This is a genomic window from Staphylococcus sp. HMSC055C03, from assembly GCF_001809385.1.
GTDB lineage: Bacteria > Bacillota > Bacilli > Staphylococcales > Staphylococcaceae > Staphylococcus > Staphylococcus simulans.
On sequence record NZ_KV797479.1, the window covers coordinates 1 to 17,898 of the forward strand.

Annotated in this window: 13 protein-coding genes, 1 tRNA gene and 1 other RNA gene; 2 read left to right on the plus strand and 13 right to left on the minus strand. The window is 38.0% G+C overall.

Features of this window, described 5'->3' with window-relative positions:
- Window positions 1–438: 438 nt before the first annotated feature.
- The 4 genes from recR to HMPREF2603_RS02605 all read right to left on the minus strand — a co-directional run bounded on the left by recR (window position 439) and on the right by HMPREF2603_RS02605 (window position 3,895).
- A complete protein-coding gene (gene recR, locus HMPREF2603_RS02590) occupies window positions 439–1,035 on the minus strand; it encodes a recombination mediator RecR (RefSeq protein ID WP_002480399.1) in 597 nt (198 codons plus the stop codon).
- Window positions 1,036–1,041: 6 nt separating this feature from the next.
- Entirely contained in the window at window positions 1,042–1,359 is a 318-nt protein-coding gene (locus HMPREF2603_RS02595) for a YbaB/EbfC family nucleoid-associated protein (RefSeq protein WP_002480398.1), read from the minus strand.
- 209 nt (window positions 1,360–1,568) lie between these two features.
- Window positions 1,569–3,299, minus strand: a complete 1,731-nt coding sequence (gene dnaX, locus HMPREF2603_RS02600; protein ID WP_060804207.1) for a DNA polymerase III subunit gamma/tau — start codon at window positions 3,297–3,299, stop codon at window positions 1,569–1,571.
- A 68-nt stretch (window positions 3,300–3,367) separates the two neighbouring features.
- Window positions 3,368–3,895, minus strand: a complete 528-nt coding sequence (locus HMPREF2603_RS02605; RefSeq protein WP_002480396.1) for a GNAT family N-acetyltransferase — start codon at window positions 3,893–3,895, stop codon at window positions 3,368–3,370.
- A 224-nt stretch (window positions 3,896–4,119) separates the two neighbouring features.
- Here HMPREF2603_RS02605 and HMPREF2603_RS02610 point away from each other — a divergent pair, with 224 nt between their 5' ends.
- The gene (locus tag HMPREF2603_RS02610; RefSeq protein WP_002480395.1) at window positions 4,120–4,305 is read left to right on the plus strand and encodes a hypothetical protein; all 186 of its coding nucleotides are present in this window, start codon (window positions 4,120–4,122) and stop codon (window positions 4,303–4,305) included.
- Between the two features lie 48 nt (window positions 4,306–4,353).
- Here the strand turns inward: HMPREF2603_RS02610 and HMPREF2603_RS02615 are convergent, their stop codons facing one another.
- Window positions 4,354–5,535 carry an MFS transporter gene (locus HMPREF2603_RS02615; RefSeq protein WP_060804208.1) on the minus strand — a complete coding sequence of 394 codons (1,182 nt, stop codon included), beginning with the start codon at window positions 5,533–5,535 and terminating at the stop codon, window positions 4,354–4,356.
- A 126-nt stretch (window positions 5,536–5,661) separates the two neighbouring features.
- On the opposite strand from HMPREF2603_RS02615, the gene HMPREF2603_RS02620 reads away from it, so the two are divergent.
- Complete coding sequence (locus HMPREF2603_RS02620) at window positions 5,662–6,570, plus strand: LysR family transcriptional regulator (protein WP_002480393.1); 909 nt, start codon at window positions 5,662–5,664, stop codon at window positions 6,568–6,570.
- A gap of 95 nt (window positions 6,571–6,665) precedes the next feature.
- Here HMPREF2603_RS02620 and ffs read toward each other — a convergent pair.
- The 8 genes from ffs to gltB all read right to left on the minus strand — a co-directional run bounded on the left by ffs (window position 6,666) and on the right by gltB (window position 17,880).
- Window positions 6,666–6,933, minus strand: an RNA gene (gene ffs, locus HMPREF2603_RS02625) — signal recognition particle sRNA large type.
- Between the two features lie 88 nt (window positions 6,934–7,021).
- Window positions 7,022–7,744 (minus strand): trehalose operon repressor, encoded by a 723-nt coding sequence (gene treR / locus HMPREF2603_RS02630; RefSeq protein ID WP_371106795.1) that lies wholly within the window; start codon window positions 7,742–7,744, stop codon window positions 7,022–7,024.
- Window positions 7,745–7,786: 42 nt separating this feature from the next.
- Window positions 7,787–9,433: an alpha,alpha-phosphotrehalase gene (gene treC, locus HMPREF2603_RS02635; protein ID WP_060804209.1), complete on the minus strand. Its 1,647-nt coding sequence runs from the start codon at window positions 9,431–9,433 to the stop codon at window positions 7,787–7,789.
- Window positions 9,434–9,530: 97 nt separating this feature from the next.
- Window positions 9,531–10,958, minus strand: a complete 1,428-nt coding sequence (treP, locus tag HMPREF2603_RS02640) for a PTS system trehalose-specific EIIBC component (protein WP_002480390.1) — start codon at window positions 10,956–10,958, stop codon at window positions 9,531–9,533.
- A gap of 138 nt (window positions 10,959–11,096) precedes the next feature.
- Complete coding sequence (locus tag HMPREF2603_RS02645) at window positions 11,097–11,486, minus strand: VOC family protein (protein ID WP_057510350.1); 390 nt, start codon at window positions 11,484–11,486, stop codon at window positions 11,097–11,099.
- Window positions 11,487–11,664: 178 nt separating this feature from the next.
- A tRNA-Ser gene (locus tag HMPREF2603_RS02650) sits at window positions 11,665–11,757 on the minus strand.
- Window positions 11,758–11,892: 135 nt separating this feature from the next.
- Entirely contained in the window at window positions 11,893–13,365 is a 1,473-nt protein-coding gene (locus HMPREF2603_RS02655) for a glutamate synthase subunit beta (RefSeq protein ID WP_057510349.1), read from the minus strand.
- Window positions 13,366–13,389: 24 nt separating this feature from the next.
- Complete coding sequence (gltB, locus tag HMPREF2603_RS02660) at window positions 13,390–17,880, minus strand: glutamate synthase large subunit (RefSeq protein WP_060804210.1); 4,491 nt, start codon at window positions 17,878–17,880, stop codon at window positions 13,390–13,392.
- Window positions 17,881–17,898 lie beyond the last annotated feature (18 nt).

The following is a 17,898-nucleotide window of genomic DNA, read 5'->3' on the forward strand; positions in this document are numbered from 1 at the left end:
TTGACATATTGTCATTCAGTTTTCAATGTTCATTCGGTTTATTTTTCCGACTCACAAGAATCAATTATACTCTCTTAAAACTTCAAAGTCAACACTTTTTTAAAAGTTTTTTAAGAAGTTTTTTCTATGTGATTGTTGAAGTTATTTGTTTCGTTCGTTCAACAGGTATTAACTATACTAGCTTCTGCGTTTTTTTGCAACCCTTAAAACCCATCTTTTTTCGCTCTTAAACTACTCGATGACGCTATTTTCCGTACTTTTATTCTGATGAAACTTGTAATGTTCGTTAAATATCCCCTTACATTTCTATAACCCTTCACAATCTCTTAACATTCCTCACAAAAACCAAACTTTATTTTTTCTAAAAAGTTTTAAAAAAGTGCAGAAGGGCATAATAAGAGGTAGAACCTCTAGTATTATGACACTTCTGCACTGATTTTACATCTCTGTTCTGCCAGCAATTGCGCGTGACAAAGTCACTTCATCTGCATATTCTAAGTCTCCGCCTACAGAAAGACCTTGCGCCAATCTTGTTACTTTAATACCGATTGGTTTCACAAGTCGAGAAATATACATTGCTGTCGATTCACCCTCTAAGTTAGGATTCATCGCAAGAATCAATTCTTTTACTTCTTCATCTTTTAATCGTTCTATTAATGAAGGAATATTAATATCCTCCGGCCCGATACCATCCATTGGAGAGATTGCACCATGCAATACATGATATAACCCTTTATACTCCCTCATTTTTTCCATTGCAATAACATCCTTGTCGTCTTCAACCACACAAATGACAGAACGATCTCTCTGTTTATCTTGGCAAATATAACAAGGGTCTTCTTCAGTAATATGACCACATGTACTGCAATATGTTAATTCACGTTTGACATCTACAAGCGCTTTTGCGAATTGAACGACGTCATCTTCTTTCATATCTAAGACATGAAATGCCAGACGTTGTGCCGTTTTCGGCCCAATGCCTGGCAATTTCATGAAACTATCAATAAGTTTCGAAATTGGTTCTGGATAATGCATGGCTTATCACATTCCAGGAATGTTCAAGCCTTTAGTGTGTTTGCCTAAGCGTTCTGATGTTAATTCATCTGCTTTATTCATCGCTTCATTTGTAGCAGCTAACACTAAATCTTGAAGCATTTCAACATCATCTGGGTCGACTGCTTCTTCATTGATTTCAACATCCACGACTTCTTTATGACCTGTTACAGTTACAGTCACCATACCGCCGCCTGCTGTACCTTTAACTCTTTCGTCTTTTAATTTTTCTTGCTCTTCAGCCATTTTCTTTTGCATTTTCTGCATTTGTTTCATCATTTGTTGCATATTTCCGCCACCGCGCATAATATAGTTCCTCCTTAGATTCTAGCTTTATTATTCAACATAAGTCTAAGATACAAGAGTTCAATCGTATTCAATCGATTTTTTTACTTATAATGGAAGAAACCCATTATTTACTCTCCTACCTCTTCTATTGATATGCAAATTATAACACAAAGCACACAGGTCTTTCGACAATGATGGTATCTGAAAGGCTGTGTGCTGTATTTACTTTATTCTTCATCCATGACATGAACAGTGTCTTCACCAAACATGTCTTTGGCTTTTTGAACAATATCATCTTGAGGTGCTTCTTGTTTCGTTTCTGTTTGGTTTGCTTGTTGATTACGTTTTCGATTTTGAAGATATTCAGAGCGTACTTGCATCCATTGGTCTGCAGGTACACCGACAACTGCAACATCTTTGTTGATAATACTGCGTACAACTTCTTCTAAGTTTTTACGTTTCTCATCATCGTCATTTACGATTTCACAATGAATCTCTGCTTCAAATTGAACCAAGACGCTTTTTTCACTCGCTGCGACTGGAATAGAGTTTTGCAATAAACTCACCAACGCTTTTTGATTGTGATTTTTCGCATGATCAATTACTTCTTGCCAATGCTCTTTTAATAATTGAATATCTTCTTTATTCGCATTATCTAGTACCTTCGCAATTTGCGTCATAGAGTAACTATTCTTACTCTTACGACGCCCTCTAGGGGCTGTATGTTGCTTAGGTGGTGTGTTCACTTGTGGAACACCTTGTTGTTTTAAAGCGTGCAATTCTTGCTCAAGGTGTTCTAAACGTTGTAATAAAGCACTATTAACATCATTGGCACCTGCTGTTTGCGTTGCTTGCGGTTGATTCATTGAAGTTTGAGGCTCTGATGTTTTAGAAGCTCCACCCGCTTTAATCAATTCCGCCAATTTAACTAATAATACTTCAAAGTGTACGTTTTGATTTACACTAAAACGCACAGATACTAATGTATCATTAATTAAATCAATCATTTTATATAAGGTATCAAAGTCAAAGCCCATCAAAGCATCATATTCTGTTTGATTTTGGGCTGTTTTATTCATAATCGTATCACGTACAAAGTAAATCAGATCATTAATTAAACGATTGACTTCCTTACCGTCTTCTATAAATTGATGATAGCGTGCAAAAGCTGCTTTCACTTCTCCATTTGCGACATCATTTAATAAAGCATTCAGAGAAGCTTCATCTACACTACCAGTTACATTCAACGCATCTTGCAATGTTAAGTGTTCATCACCGAATGCAATCGCTTGGTCCATGATACTCAATGCATCACGCATACCACCTTCTGATGCTTTCGCAATAAACGCAATCGCTTCTTCATCGAATTCAATATGTTGAGATTTTGCAACATAACGCAAACGATCAATAATTTGATCTAAACTGATAGCTTTGAAATCAAAGCGTTGCGCACGTGAAATAATAGTAGGCGGAATTTTATGCGGTTCCGTTGTCGCCAGAATAAAAATAGCATGTGCTGGCGGTTCTTCTAACGTTTTTAACAACGCATTAAATGCACCCGTTGTCAGCATATGCACTTCATCGATAATATAGACTTTATATTTTGATTGTGATGGTGCGTATTTCACTTTATCTCGTATGTTTCTGATTTCATCGACACCATTATTACTTGCTGCGTCAATTTCAATGACATCTGAATTAGAGCCTTGCGTAATACTCTTACAAATGTCGCATTCATTACAGGGTTCTCCGTCAACGCTGTTAGGACAGTTGATTGCTTTCGCAAATACTTTCGCAATACTCGTTTTCCCAGTCCCTCTAGGACCGCTGAAAATATAAGCATGCGATTGTTTACCTTTAGCAATCGCGTTACGGAGCGTCTTAGTTACATGCTCTTGTCCAACCACATCACTGAAACTTTGTGGTCGATACATTCTATATAAAGCTTGATAATTCACTTTCGCACCTCCGAATACAAATCATCATTATTATAGCACGCAGACAGGATGCAATGCGATGATAGAAATCAAACTTCATTTTCAAAGATTAACTGTCCTTGTGGATGCGCATCTAAAGTATCCCACAATAGATAAACACTATATTGATCTATATCTTCACCCTCTGGAACTTCTACACTGAAATTACTTAAAGGGATAAAACCGAGCGATCTAAAATAATCTGGTTCACCCTCTACAATAATTTCATTATAGCCAGCCTCTTTTGCTCGGCTTTCTACTGCTTCTACCAAAGCCTTGCCGATTCCATATTCTCTATAATCCTCTTTCACAGATAATGAACGTATCATTAAAGGGCGCTGTATATCTTCTTCATTTCGAATCAACTCTTGCATCATCAAAATATGACCGACGATTTCATTATCATCAGTACGCGCAATCATTTCAAAATCATGATTATAGTTAGGCAAGCGTCTTAATTCACGCAAACTATCTTCGTAATATTCCCCTTCGAAGAGCCCTTCACTGTCTTTTTTGTCTTTTAAGTGTGCAATCACTGGATAATCGTTTTCTGTTACTGTACCTAGAAATATCTGCATACGTTCCCCTCCGTTATTCAGTAAAAAGTAATAAGTACATTATAACGTAACTTACTTTTTTCTCTTATTAATATGGGTTTATGCATTTTCGTCAATCGCTAAAAACCCATGACGCTCCTTTTTTGAAGAAATTATATAATATTTGTAAAATTAATGTAAATTATGTGATAAGATATGAGTTAACTAAGTCAGCATTGTCAAAATCCATTAAGGGGGCGACACACATGGTAATGAAAAATAAAGCTTATACCCTTTTAGGCATCGTGTTTATTGTATTGTGTCTAGCCAATTTTGTTGTTTTGTATAATATATGGGCAGTTCTGCCAGGCTTGATTTGTGGCATCGTCTTTTTACGCTATGGTATTCAATTCAAAAGCGCAGAAGAAATTTTAAAAGAAAAAACACTTTGAACTAAGAACAATGCGGTATACCTCTTTACAGGTACACCGCATTTTTGATTAATATTCCATTGTTTTATGTTTACGACCATGCATGAAATAATAAAGCGCAATTACACCAACTAGTAATAATGCCATTAACATATAAAGGTTTCGATAGCCTACGCTACCAATTAAAATGCCGAGTAACGTTGGACCAGCACCAGCACCTAAATCCGCAAAGATATAGAATGTTGAAGTCGCAAGTCCAATCTTTTCAGGTGGTGAGGCTTGAATCGCAATCGTTTGGAAAGATGGAATTAATGTACCATAACCAATACCGATGAATATAGCTGAGAATAATAACATCCAGCTGCTATGCGTCACACTTAATAACACTAAGCCAATGACGAATAGTACTAACACAGGATAAACAACTTTATTCGCACCATAATTATCGAACACTTTACCTGTAATCGGTCTGACAACGAACGTACTAAATGCGTAAACCACAAAGAAGAAACTTGCGGCAGCCGCTAAACCAATGTGACTGGCATACGAATCTAAGAATGCGAGTACGCTTGAATATGCAATCCCTACAAAGACAATGACAATAGAAATCGGTATGGCCTGTTTTTGTAAAAATTGGCCGATGCCTTTAGCTGAATTCACTTCTTTATTCTCTGCATCTACCATAGGTTGTCTAATATTAGAGATAAAGAGTGATAAAACCCCAGCAAGTAAGATACAGATTAAACATACAATGAAGTTACTTTCAAAACTGAAGCGTTGGTTGATTAAAATACCTAAGAAAGGACCAATCGCTGAAGCTACTGTTGTACTTAGTGCGTAATAGCCGATACCTTCACCTTTTCGATCTTCTGGCACAATCGTAGATGAATACGTTCCTGTTGTTGTAGAAGCCATCCCAAATGCGATACCATGGATTAAACGCACAATGATTAAAACTAATAAGCTATGAATAAGGAAATACAACGCTATGGCCACAAATGAAAAGACCAAACTTGCTAAAAGTGTCTTTTTCAAATTAAGCTGATCAATATATTTCCCAGTAAATAAACGCCCGAATAACATTCCAATAATAAAGATACCAGCAGCTAAGCCACCCATACCTTCTCCCGCATGGAAAGTATCTATTGTAAAAGAAGTTACAGTTACGATTAAGGCGTAATGAATGATATACATTAAGAAGTTAATCAATGTAATAAATATAGAATCTTTCGTCCACAAATGACGATACATATTTGTACACTCCCTCTATACGTCACAAAATTTTCAATGAAACTATTATAATCATAAATAACACTAATGTATAATGGAATTTATTAATGTTTTCATAAGCAGAACTAATGAATAAGAGGTATAGTTATGAATTTCACACAGTTATATTATGTTAAAACAATCACTGAAACAGGTTCAATTACAAAAGCAGCAACCTTATTACATATCACGCAATCCGCGTTAAGTCAGTCTATCTCTCATTTAGAAGACGAGTTAAATTTAAAGCTGTTTCAACGTCAAAAAAGCGGTACGACTTTAACACCGCAAGGCAAAGAAATATATCCCTTCATCTTAGATCTGTTAGAACAAGAATCCACACTTTACGAAAAAATTGAAACTTTGAATTCAGAAATGAAAGGGACCCTTTCAATCGCTACAGTTCCAAGTTTATTTATGACTATCGTCCCAAGTGTAATGTCTACATTTAAAAGAGACAACCCCAATATTGATGTACAAATTACTGAAGCTGAAAATGATGAAGTTCAACGTTTAGTTGTCAGCGGAGAAGCTGACATCGGTTTATATACTATCTTAAAAGAAGAAGACTTAGACGTACGTGGTGCACGTTATGCGCCATTATTCTCTAGCGGTTTTACCGCTATTGTCCCAAGTGACTCTAAACTTGCTTACTATAAACAACTTTCACTAGAAGATATCAAAGGCTTCCCCTTCATTCTATATGATCGCAACTTCTATAAAAAGAACATCCAAAATTTCGAAGAAAAGAATGGTTCAATCAACCTATTATTTTCCACTGAAAACGTCGGTGTATTATTCAATTCTGTTGCGGAAGGCTTAGGTATCAGTATTCTGTCGGATTTAATGGTAGAAAGCACACCTTATTATCAACGCGATATGATTACTACAGTTTCTGTAGGTGCACCATTTAATCAAATGATAGAATACGGAGTCCTTTATATGGAAGATTCCGAGAAACAAAAACAGATTTCAGAGTTCACGAAGTATTTAGTTAAAGCTGCCCATGACAACCATTAAATAATCCAAATTAAAAAGTGCTTTCATAAGATAAGTTTCAACCTACCTTATGAAAGCACTTCTTTATATATTCGTTCATTATAGACATAAAAAAACCGCGCAACTTTGCTTTGAATGTGTATCATGAACGTTACCAAAGTCGACAGCTAAATCTCGGCTACCCTACGGCACATATGATAATCCACTTAATGCTGCTTCCGTCAGGACCTGACATGATTCATGGGTTCATATTGCATAGGACCGAAATCTTCAAACACCTCGTGCTTTGGGCAGACTTCACAAGTACACACCCTAGGCAAAGTATTCAGTCTCGCATAAGCGGATTTCGAGAATAGGGAACCGCTACCTCCCCACCTAGCACGGCAAGTTATATCTTACTATATATTAAGCAGGTAATGCAAGTATTAATGATTTGTAAATCTTCCTCTTAATAAGTGCTTCATTTTCTTCCTTATCTTCTTGAGAAATCCACAAATCTGAATTCAGTCGCAATATGTTTTGCGATATTGTATTGGAATTTCGTTGTATCTTTTAAATGCACGACACCTCTGACGGTGGCAGTGTAAGGTGGATTTACTTGTCCGAAAGCTTCATATTCCGCTTCTCCAAACGCCTCAAACGTAATGGCCTTACTAGAATAACTAATCTCTTGTTTAAGTTGTTGCTCAATATATTCATAAAGCGAATTTTTCACAATCGTTTCAGTTAAACCTGGAACGGCAGCTTCCACCAAGTAATCTTCATCTATAATTTTGACTCTGCCATCCATTTTACGATAACGCACAAGATGCCACAACACGGCATTGTTAGTTAAATCTAGTGCTTCTTGGACAGCAGGAACTTCTTGTGCTCGTACAGTTTCTAATAATTTCACTTCTGTTTCTAAAGTAATCCCTAAATTTTGTTGGACCTCTTTGAAACTTGTCAGCTTAGAAAACGGAAATTCTTTAACACCTTGATAAATCACAATTGAGCCTTTGCCTCTGATTTTTTGAATCATACCTTCACTGACCAATAAATTCAGTGCACGACGTACTGTTTCACGAGAAGCGTGATACATTGTGACCAAATCATGTTCAGAAGGCAGTTGTGCCCCATATTCCAACTTTTCATTTACAATTTGCGTTCTTAAATCATCATAAATCTTGGTGAATTTCTTCGGTTTCGTCATCATCGTTCTCACTCTATCCTTCATTCGTCTTAATCGTTATAGTGCCTAGTTATCCTCTTGTGCAATGACAATCGCACCATAACCTTCAATTTCTCCATCTACAATCGTACCGCGCTCTAAAACAACCTCTCCTGTTGTTTCAAGATCTTCTGGTAATAAAGCCACTTCTTTACTAAAGTTTGCGATTACCAACCATTGTTGATTTTGATACGTACGACGATAAATCATTAATTGCTTATCATCCATATATAATGGCGTTATATCTCCATACGTTATAATATCATGTTCATGACGTAAGCGGATTAATTCACGGTATGTTTGTAAAACAGAATGTTCATTTTCAATTTCATCTTCAACATTAATATAACGTGCGTTGTCTGGAATATCAATCCAAGGTGTACCACTTGTAAAGCCAGCATTTTCAGCCGGTGTCCACTGCATAGGTGTACGTGAATTATCACGAGATTTTTGCGCAAGAATCTGCATAATACGTGCTTCTTCTACACCTTGTTCTTTTAAATTACGATACGCATTCAACGATTCAACATCGCGATATTGATCAATACTTGTGAAATGCGGATTAGTCATTCCGATTTCTTCACCTTGATAAATATAAGGTGTCCCTTGCAGCATATGCAGTGCTACAGCTAACATTTTCGCACTCTTTTGACGTAATTCCTCTGTTGAATCATCTCCAAAACGAGAAACAACGCGGGGCTGATCGTGATTGCACCAAAAGATCGCGTTCCAACCGCCGCCTTCATGAATACCCACTTGCCATTCCATCAAAATGCGTTTAAGTGCTAAGAAATCATAATCTGCATACGTCCATTTTTCACCATTCTCATAATCTACTTTTAAATGATGGAAGTTAAACACACTATTTAATTCTTCACGCTCTGGTTTTGTGTACTTAATACAATTTTCAATCGTAGTAGAAGACATTTCTCCGACTGTCATTAAGTCTTTACCTCCGAATGTTTCTCGATTCATTTCATGAATGAATTCATGTACACGTGGACCATCTGTATAGAACTCTTTCCCAATCGCTTCAGAATCTTTGAATTCATCTTTAGAAATTAAATTGATAACGTCAAAGCGGAAACCATCTACACCGAAATCAATCCAATAATTGATCATGTCGTATAATGCTGTTCTCACTTCAGGATTTTCCCAGTTCAAGTCTGCTTGCGTCACGTCAAAAAGATGTAAGTAATATTCATCGGTTTTTTCATCATACTTCCATGCATTACCCCCAAATTTTGACTCCCAGTTTGTCGGAGGTGTACCTTCTTTTGCGGGCTTACGGAAGAAGTAATAATCACGATATGGATTTTCTTTTGATGAAATCGCTGATTTAAACCACTCATGTTCTGTTGACGTGTGATTGATGACGATATCCATCATCACTTTTAAATTATGCGCATGCGCTTCATCTAGTAAACGTCTTAACTCTTCTTTCGTTCCGAAGTCTTCATTAATATTAAAGTAATCACTGATATCATAACCATTGTCATTCATCGGTGATTGATACACTGGTGTTAACCAAAGGTAATCGACACCTAAATACTCTAGATAATCCATCTTTTCAATAATCCCGTTTAAATCTCCTACACCATTTCCTGTCGTGTCGTTAAATGATTTTGGATAAATTTGATAAACAACAGACTTTCTCCAATCGTTATGTTTCATAGTATGATCACCTTTTCCTCTCTCTTTATAAAAAAACAGAACACCTTTTATATGATGTTCTGTTTTTTAAACGTACGTTTTATATATCTATAATAACTTAATCTACCATTTCTTTTGCTTTTGTTTTCGCAAATTTTGAGAAGATGACTGTTAGAATGGCTGGTACAATCACCGCAATAACTGTACAAATCGCATAGACTACCCAGTATTCTTTTTGGATAGAAATGATTGCGGGCACACCGCCGACACCAACGTTACCTAATACTTTGCTGGCACCGATGAAAGCACCGAGCACACCTGATGTTAAAATTGCCGCAACAAATGGATATTTTAATGGAATGTTTACCCCGAACATTGCAGGTTCTGTAACACCTAGTAAACCAGACACACTTGATGTAATCGCTAAACCTTGTTCTTTCACCATCTTACGACGTTTGTAGACGTACCAAGCACCAAGCGCTGCTGAACCTTGACAGATATTTGAAATCGCAAGAATCGGCCATAAGTATGTCCCTTTTAATGAGCTACCCATTAATTGGAAGTCCACAGCTAAGAACATGTGGTGCAAACCTGTAATTACAAGCGGTGCGTAGAATAAGCCGTAAATCGCGCCGCCTAACCAACCTGCGCGGTTGAATAAGAATGTAACGACATCTGTAATACCTGTACCAATCCATAAAGCAATCGGTCCAATAACTAAGAATGCAAGGAACCCTGTTACTAATAATGCGATAGGGCCTACAACTAACATCTTAATTGAGTCATGAACGACTTTGTTTAAGCCTTTTTCAATTTGTGCTAAAACATAAGAAGCTAATAATACGGGTAATACTTGTCCTTGATAGTTTAACTGTTTTACATCTAATCCGAAGATATGCCAAACAGGAATCTTAGATCCTTCATTTAAAGCATATTGCGATACCAATTGCGGATGCATTAAGACAAGTCCTAATACTAAACCAAGTACTGGGTTACCACCGAATACACGCATACTACTCCAACCAATCAACGCTGGCAAGAAGATAAAAGCGGTTGTCGCAATCACGTTCACAATGTCTGCGAAGTCATGAATTTGCGGGAATTGTTTCACTAATGGTTGCGGACCGAATAAGTCTTCCATTGTTAAAAGGTTATAAATCCCCATTAATAAACCGGCAGTTACGATAGCTGGTAAGATTGGGATGAAGATATCCCCTAATAATTTTACGAGTCTCTGCAACGGATTACCTTTTTTCGCAGCCGCTGCTTTTACTTCATCTTTAGAAGCCCCTTCTTTACCGACTTCATTCATAAAACGTTTATATACTTCATCGACTGTCCCCGGGCCAATGACAATTTGATATTGATTATCCGCTTTAAATTGTCCTTTAACGAGCGGATTCTCACTTAATTCATCCTTATTTACTTTATCATCATCTTTTAATACTAAACGTAATCTCGTGACACAGTGCGTCGCTGTCTCTAAGTTTTCAGCTCCCCCGATTGCTTCCACAATCTGTTTAACATCTTTATCTTTTACAGCCATCTGACTCACTCCCTTTATTTTATCTTTGAATCTATTGTACTTGTCTAGACAAGTTATGTAAAGGCTTTCATCAGAAATATTTTTAAAAAAGCGATAATCCTACAAAAAGATTACCGCTTCTTCGCTAAAACACCATCACTATGGACGCTCTATAATTTGAATTAAATTACCGCAAGTATCATCAAACACCGCAAACTTTACACCATTTCCCATATCCATAGGTGCCATGGTGAACCCTACACCTTGTTCTTTTAAATTTTGATAAGTCGCTTGTACATCATCTACATCAAACATCGTACAGGGAATCCCTTCTTGCTTCAGACCATCCTGATAAGCCTTTGCGACAGGATGTTGATTAGGTTCTAATAATAATTCAGTGCCTTCAGGATTCTCTGGTGATACAATTGTCAGCCATCTGTATTCTCCCGCAGGTTCGTCTGCATGTTTTTGAAATCCTAATACTTCAGTATAAAATTTTAATGCATGGTCTTGATCTTCCACAAAAACACTTGAAACTTTAATTTCCATATGAGTGTACCTCCGTTGTTTCGTCACTCTTTCATTCCTTAATTTTGCACAATTTAAACCTATAGTTGAACCAAACCCTATAACGTTGAAGTTATAACAGAAACTAAAAAGGCAATCATTCAACGTAACAGTTGAGTGATTGCCTTTTTATATCTATTAGTCTTGGATTTAAAAATAATGGCGGAGGAAGAGGGATTCGAACCCCCGCGAGCCGTTAAGCCCCTGTCGGTTTTCAAGACCGATCCCTTCAGCCGGACTTGGGTATTCCTCCAAAATAAGCACAAGAACTATTATATGATATTTATAAAAAGAAGTCAACATTGCTTAAAAAATTAATGTTAAGTTTTGTGAGAATGACGCAAAATTAAAACACACAGCCATTTGATTATAGCTGTGTGTTGTATTATTAACTGAATACAGTTTGTTTTTGTAGATATTTGTGTACAGCTTTCGCAACACCGCGTCCTTCTTTAATCGCCCAAACGACTAAACTTTGACCACGTCTCGCGTCACCTGCCGCAAAGATATGCGGTTGACTTGTCGCATAATCTTTATCATTCGCAACGATACTGTTACGTTCTGTTTTTAAGTTAAAATCATTCGGTACGGTATTTTCAGTACCGATAAAGCCAATTGCTAACAAGACTAAGTCAGCTGGCCAATGACGTAAAGTATCATTCATTTCTGTTGAACCATCTGGTAGTTGTCGCAATGTTTGTGTATACACACCACGTACATTACCAAGCTTATCAACGTCGTAACGCATAGAGTTTTCACCATATGCACGTGGTTCAAAACCGAATTTTTCTTCGTATTCACTATGCGCATAATCCATTTTAAAGACTGGCATAGACATCGGCCAATATGGATTACCTTCTATTTCATAACGCTCTGGTAATCTTGTGAACTGGTTGAACTGTACAATAGATTTACAGTTTTCACGTAAAGCTGTTGCGACACAGTCGGCACCTGTATCACCGGCACCGATTACAATCACATTTTTACCTTCAGCACTGATTGTCGCATCTTCTGGTTTCAATTCACCATTTAAGATTTGTGTTTGTTCTGTTAAATAATCTAAGGCAAAATGGATACCTTGTCCCATACGGCCTTCAAGCGGTAAATCTCTCGCTTGATGTGATCCAGTACAAACGATAATCGCATCAAATTGTTCATCTAATGTTTCCCGGGAAATATCGACACCAACTTCAGTATCAGTGACAAATTTCACACCCGCTTCTTCCATCAAATGAACTCTGCGACGAACAACTGCTTTATCCAATTTCATATTTGGAATACCGTACATTAATAAGCCGCCTGGTTCATGTGCACGTTCATAAACTGTCACATCATACCCCTTCGCATTTAATTCATCCGCAGCTGTTAAACCAGCAGGTCCACTTCCGACAATCGCAACGGATTGTCCTAAGCGTTTCTCTGGTACGCGCGGTTGTACCCATCCATTTTCAAATGCTTCATCAATAATCGTTCTCTCAATCCCCTTGATTGCGATCGACTCTCGATTAATTTTCATCACACACGCTTGTTCACAAGGTGCTGGACAGACACGTCCTGTAAAGTCAGGGAAGTTATTAGTTTCAGAGAGACGTTCATAAGCCTCTCTGAAATCACCGTGATAAACTAAATCGTTCCATTCTGGAATATAGTTACCGATTGGACAACCGATTGTTTGTCGTCCTAAACTTTGACCTGTTTGACAAAACGGTGTACCACAATCCATACAACGCGCACCTTGACGCTGTGCATCTTCTTTAGTGAAACGCTGCTGGAATTGAAGATGGTTCGTTAAACGCTCTGCTAACGAAAGTTCCGGCAGTGCTTGTTTGTCATATTTCATAAAACCTTTGAATTCACCCATATCTAAACACTCCTTCTTATTTCGTTAATAAACAACTGAGAATGGTCCTTCTAAGTCTGTTGCTTTACGTGTATCGTAGAAGGCATTCAAAATTGCTGCTTTAGAATTGTCTGCTTTACGTTCTTGATCTTCAATTTTATGCATCATTAATTTGTAGTCTTTTGGAATAACTTTGACAACTTTTTGAGCCACATGATCAAAATCAGCTAATACTGCTTTGGCTTTTTTGCTGTCTGTGTATTGAACATGTTCTTCTAACATGTCTTTAATAATTGAAAATTCTTCTGGTTCAGTAATGGTATCGAAATCAAGTGTTGGTAATGCATTGTACGATTTGAAGTGTTCCACATCATCAGGGAAGATGTAAGCGACACCGCCACTCATACCTTGACCGAAGTTGTCACCGACATTACCTAATACGATGACACGACCGCCAGTCATATACTCTAAACCATGATTTCCGATACCTTCTACAACTGCATGAACACCACTGTTTCTGATACAGAAACGCTCACCGGCATAACCGTTAATAAAGGCTTTACCGCTTGTAGCGCCGTAGAAGCATACATTACCGACAATAATATTTTCTTCACGTTCTTCATTTGGCGCATTAATGATAATCTTACCTCCGGATAAACCTTTACCAACATAGTCATTGGCATCACCTGTATGATGAATTGTTAATCCTGAAGGTGTAAATGCACCGACACTTTGGCCTGCATGGCCTGTAGTTTCAACATAGATTGTATCTTCGGGTAAACCTTCCGCTCCATGTGCACGAGTAATCAAGCTGCCGGCAGTCACGCCTACATCACGTTGCTCATTGCACAACTTATATGTCCCTCTAAATAAAGTACCGTCTTGAATTGCTGCTTCAGCATCCGGAATCAATTCTGTTTGATCGAAACCTTTTTCTAAGTGATGCTGTTGCTCAATTTGTTTGAATGTCGGTCCTTCATTTTGATAAAGCAACGGTGCCACATCAAGTGAACGTGCTTTTTCATTAGCTACCGAATGATTTGCTTCTAATAAATCAGTTCGGCCAATCAATTCTTCAACAGAACGTAAACCAAGTTCAGCGAGTACTTCACGTAATTCTTGTGCAATAAAGTGCATAAAGTTAACAACGTGATGTGCACGACCGTTAAAGAGTTGACGTAAATCTTCGTTTTGTGTAGCCACGCCGACAGGACATGTATCTTTATGGCACACACGCATCATGACACAACCTAAAACAACTAACGGTGCTGTCGCAAAACCAAACTCTTCAGCACCCAATGCACAAGCATAAGCTACGTCATGTCCAGTTAATAACTTACCGTCTGTTTCTAAACGGATACGTGAACGTAAATCATTCATCATTAATGTTTGATGCGTTTCTGCTAGACCGATTTCCCAAGGCAATCCAGCATGTTGAATACTTGTTTTAGGTGAAGCACCTGTACCGCCGTCATAACCGCTGATGACGATTTTGTCAGCAAAGGCTTTGGCAACACCTGCCGCAATTGTACCGACACCACTCTTAGATACTAATTTCACAGCGATATTCGCTTGAGGGTTCGCATTCTTCAAGTCATGAATCAATTGCGCTAAGTCTTCAATTGAGTAAATATCATGATGAGGTGGTGGTGAAATCAAGCCGATACCTGGCGTTGAACCACGTACTTCAGCAATCCAAGGATAAACTTTCGTACCTGGCAACTGTCCGCCTTCCCCTGGTTTAGCACCTTGTGCGACTTTAATTTGAATTTCAGTCGCATGTTGTAAATAATCACTTGTTACACCGAAACGACCTGATGCAACTTGTTTAATTGTACTTGTATAATCTTCACCTTCTGGACCTTTCACATAACGTTCAGGGTCCTCTCCACCTTCACCGCTGTTACTCTTACCGCCAATTAAGTTCATCGCTTCTGCTAAAGTTTTATGTGCTTCGGCAGAAATTGAACCATAACTCATAGCACCTGTATTGAATCGGTGCACAATATCTTCAATCGGTTCAACCGCATCAATACTGATCGGTGTACGTGATTTGAATTTCATTAAATGACGAATACGATCAGTGCGTTGGTGATTCACTGTTTTTGAATACTCTTTGAACATGTCATAGTCATTTTCACGACATGCATGTTGCAGCAACCTAATAGTAGTTGGGTTGAAAGCGTGATATTGACCTTGTTGACGCCATTGGAACGTACTGCCTGATTCAAGATGTTCTTCTTTACGACCTTGACGTTTTTTATTTTCTTCATCAATCAAATCAATCGTTAAACCAGATAACTTAGATTGAGTACCTGTGAAGTATTTATCGATGACGTCATGTGATAAACCGACTGCTTCAAAGATTTGTGCACCTTGATAACTTTGAACCGTTGAAATACCCATTTTAGACATGACTTTTATAACCCCTTCAGCTAACACGTCTGTATAAGTTTTCACTTGTGCTTCAACAGGTCCGGATAATTCACCTTGTTCTACCAATGCCGCAATTGTTTCTTGTGCTAAATAAGGTACAACTGCGTTAGCACCATAACCTAATAAACAAGCGACATGGTGGACTTCGCGTATTTCTCCACCTTTCGCAACTAAACTTGTTTCTTGGCGTAAATCTTCAGTAATCAACGCCTGATGCAAGTAGCTGACTGCAAGTAAAATCGGAATCGCGTAGCCAGGTTCATCACGTAAACTGCTGTCATCTAATACTAAAATGTCATAACCCGCTTTAACCGCTTCAACCGCTTTCTCTCTCAACACTTCTAGCGCATCTTCTAAGCTGCCGCTATATACTGTAGATAAATGTTTCGCACGGAATGGTCCGTTCTCTGCTACTTTTAATTGCGCTTCTGTTAAAACAGGATGTTTCAATTGAAGACGATTCAACGCATCTGTATCAGGTACAAGCAAGTTACCTTCTTTACCCAAGTATGACAATTCACTTGTTACGATTTTTTCACGATACGCATCAATTGGCGGATTCGTAACTTGTGCGAATAATTGTTTGAAGTAATTGAATAATGATTCAGGACGTTCATTCAATACCGCAAGCGGGGCATCATAACCCATCGCACCGATTGGATCTTTCTTACCACGTACTAATTCAGCCATATATTTATGAATTTCTTCACGTGTATAACCGAATTGTTTTTGTAAACGTTCAACCGTTTCAAAATCCCAACCTTTTGATTCAAACGGCACTTCCAAATCTAAATCGACTTTATGTTTTTTCAACCATGGTTCATAAGGCAACTCGCTTGCGATTTCTGCTTTCAACATATGGTTATGTACCACTTCGTGTTTATCAAAATCAACTAGTAATAAACGACCTGGATTCAAGCGACCTTTAAATGCAACATCTTCTTCCTCTACATCGATTACACCGACTTCAGAAGAGAAGATAATATAGTTGTCTTTCGTAACTGTATAACGACCTGGACGTAAACCGTTACGGTCAGTCAAAGCACCGATTTTGTCACCATTACAGAAAGCAATCATCGTTGGGCCATCCCATGGTTCCATCATATAACTGTAGTACTCATAAAAAGCACGGACAGCACTTTGGTTAGCTTTGCTGTATTGCCATGGTTCAGGCACTAATAACATCGCAGCTTTCTCAGGTTCCATCGCAAGCGATAAAAACTCAAGCGCATTGTCGACAATTGCAGAGTCACTGCCGTCTACATCTAATACAGCATGTACTTTTGGTCGATCATTTTCATCAAAAATGGTTTCAACTAAACGTTTCTGACGTGCACGCATCCAGTTGACATTGCCTCGAATCGTATTGATTTCACCATTATGCATCAACAAACGGTTAGGATGGGCACGTTTCCAACTAGGAAATGTATTCGTACTGAAACGAGAGTGTACTAAACCTAATTTAGATTCATAATCAGGATGATTTAAATCTTCATATAATCCTTTAATTTGGTCAGAACGTAACCAACCTTTATATACAATTGTTTTCGGAGATAAACTTGTGAAGTATAGTTCCAACTCTTGTTCATCACCGTAAAATTCAATTTGTTTACGTGCGAGATATAAGCGTTTCGCCGCATCTGCACTATGATTTAAATCGATAAAGACCTGTTGAATGACCGGCATTGTTTCAGCAACATGCGGTGCAACAGCTGAAACATCCACAGGCACATCGCGATACCCGATCACGCGAAGACCTTCAGTTTCAAAATAGGCTTTAAAGATTGTTTCGTGTCTTGAACCTGCAATGCGTTCATTAGCGAAAAAGAAACCGACAGCGTAGTTACCTTCTTCAGGCAAGTCTAAGTCTGTCTGTTCTTTGAAAAATTTAAATGGAATTTCAGTCATAATTCCTGCTCCATCACCAGTCATCCCGTCAGCACCGATTCCCCCACGGTGATCCAAACGGCGCAGCATTTCTAGTGACTTAATGACAATATCATGCGATCGTAAATTGTCCATGTTTGCATAAAATCCTATGCCGCAAGCATCATGTTCGTTTCTTGCATCGTACAAACCTTGATTCTGCTCATTTACCATGCTTGCTCCTCCTTTAAA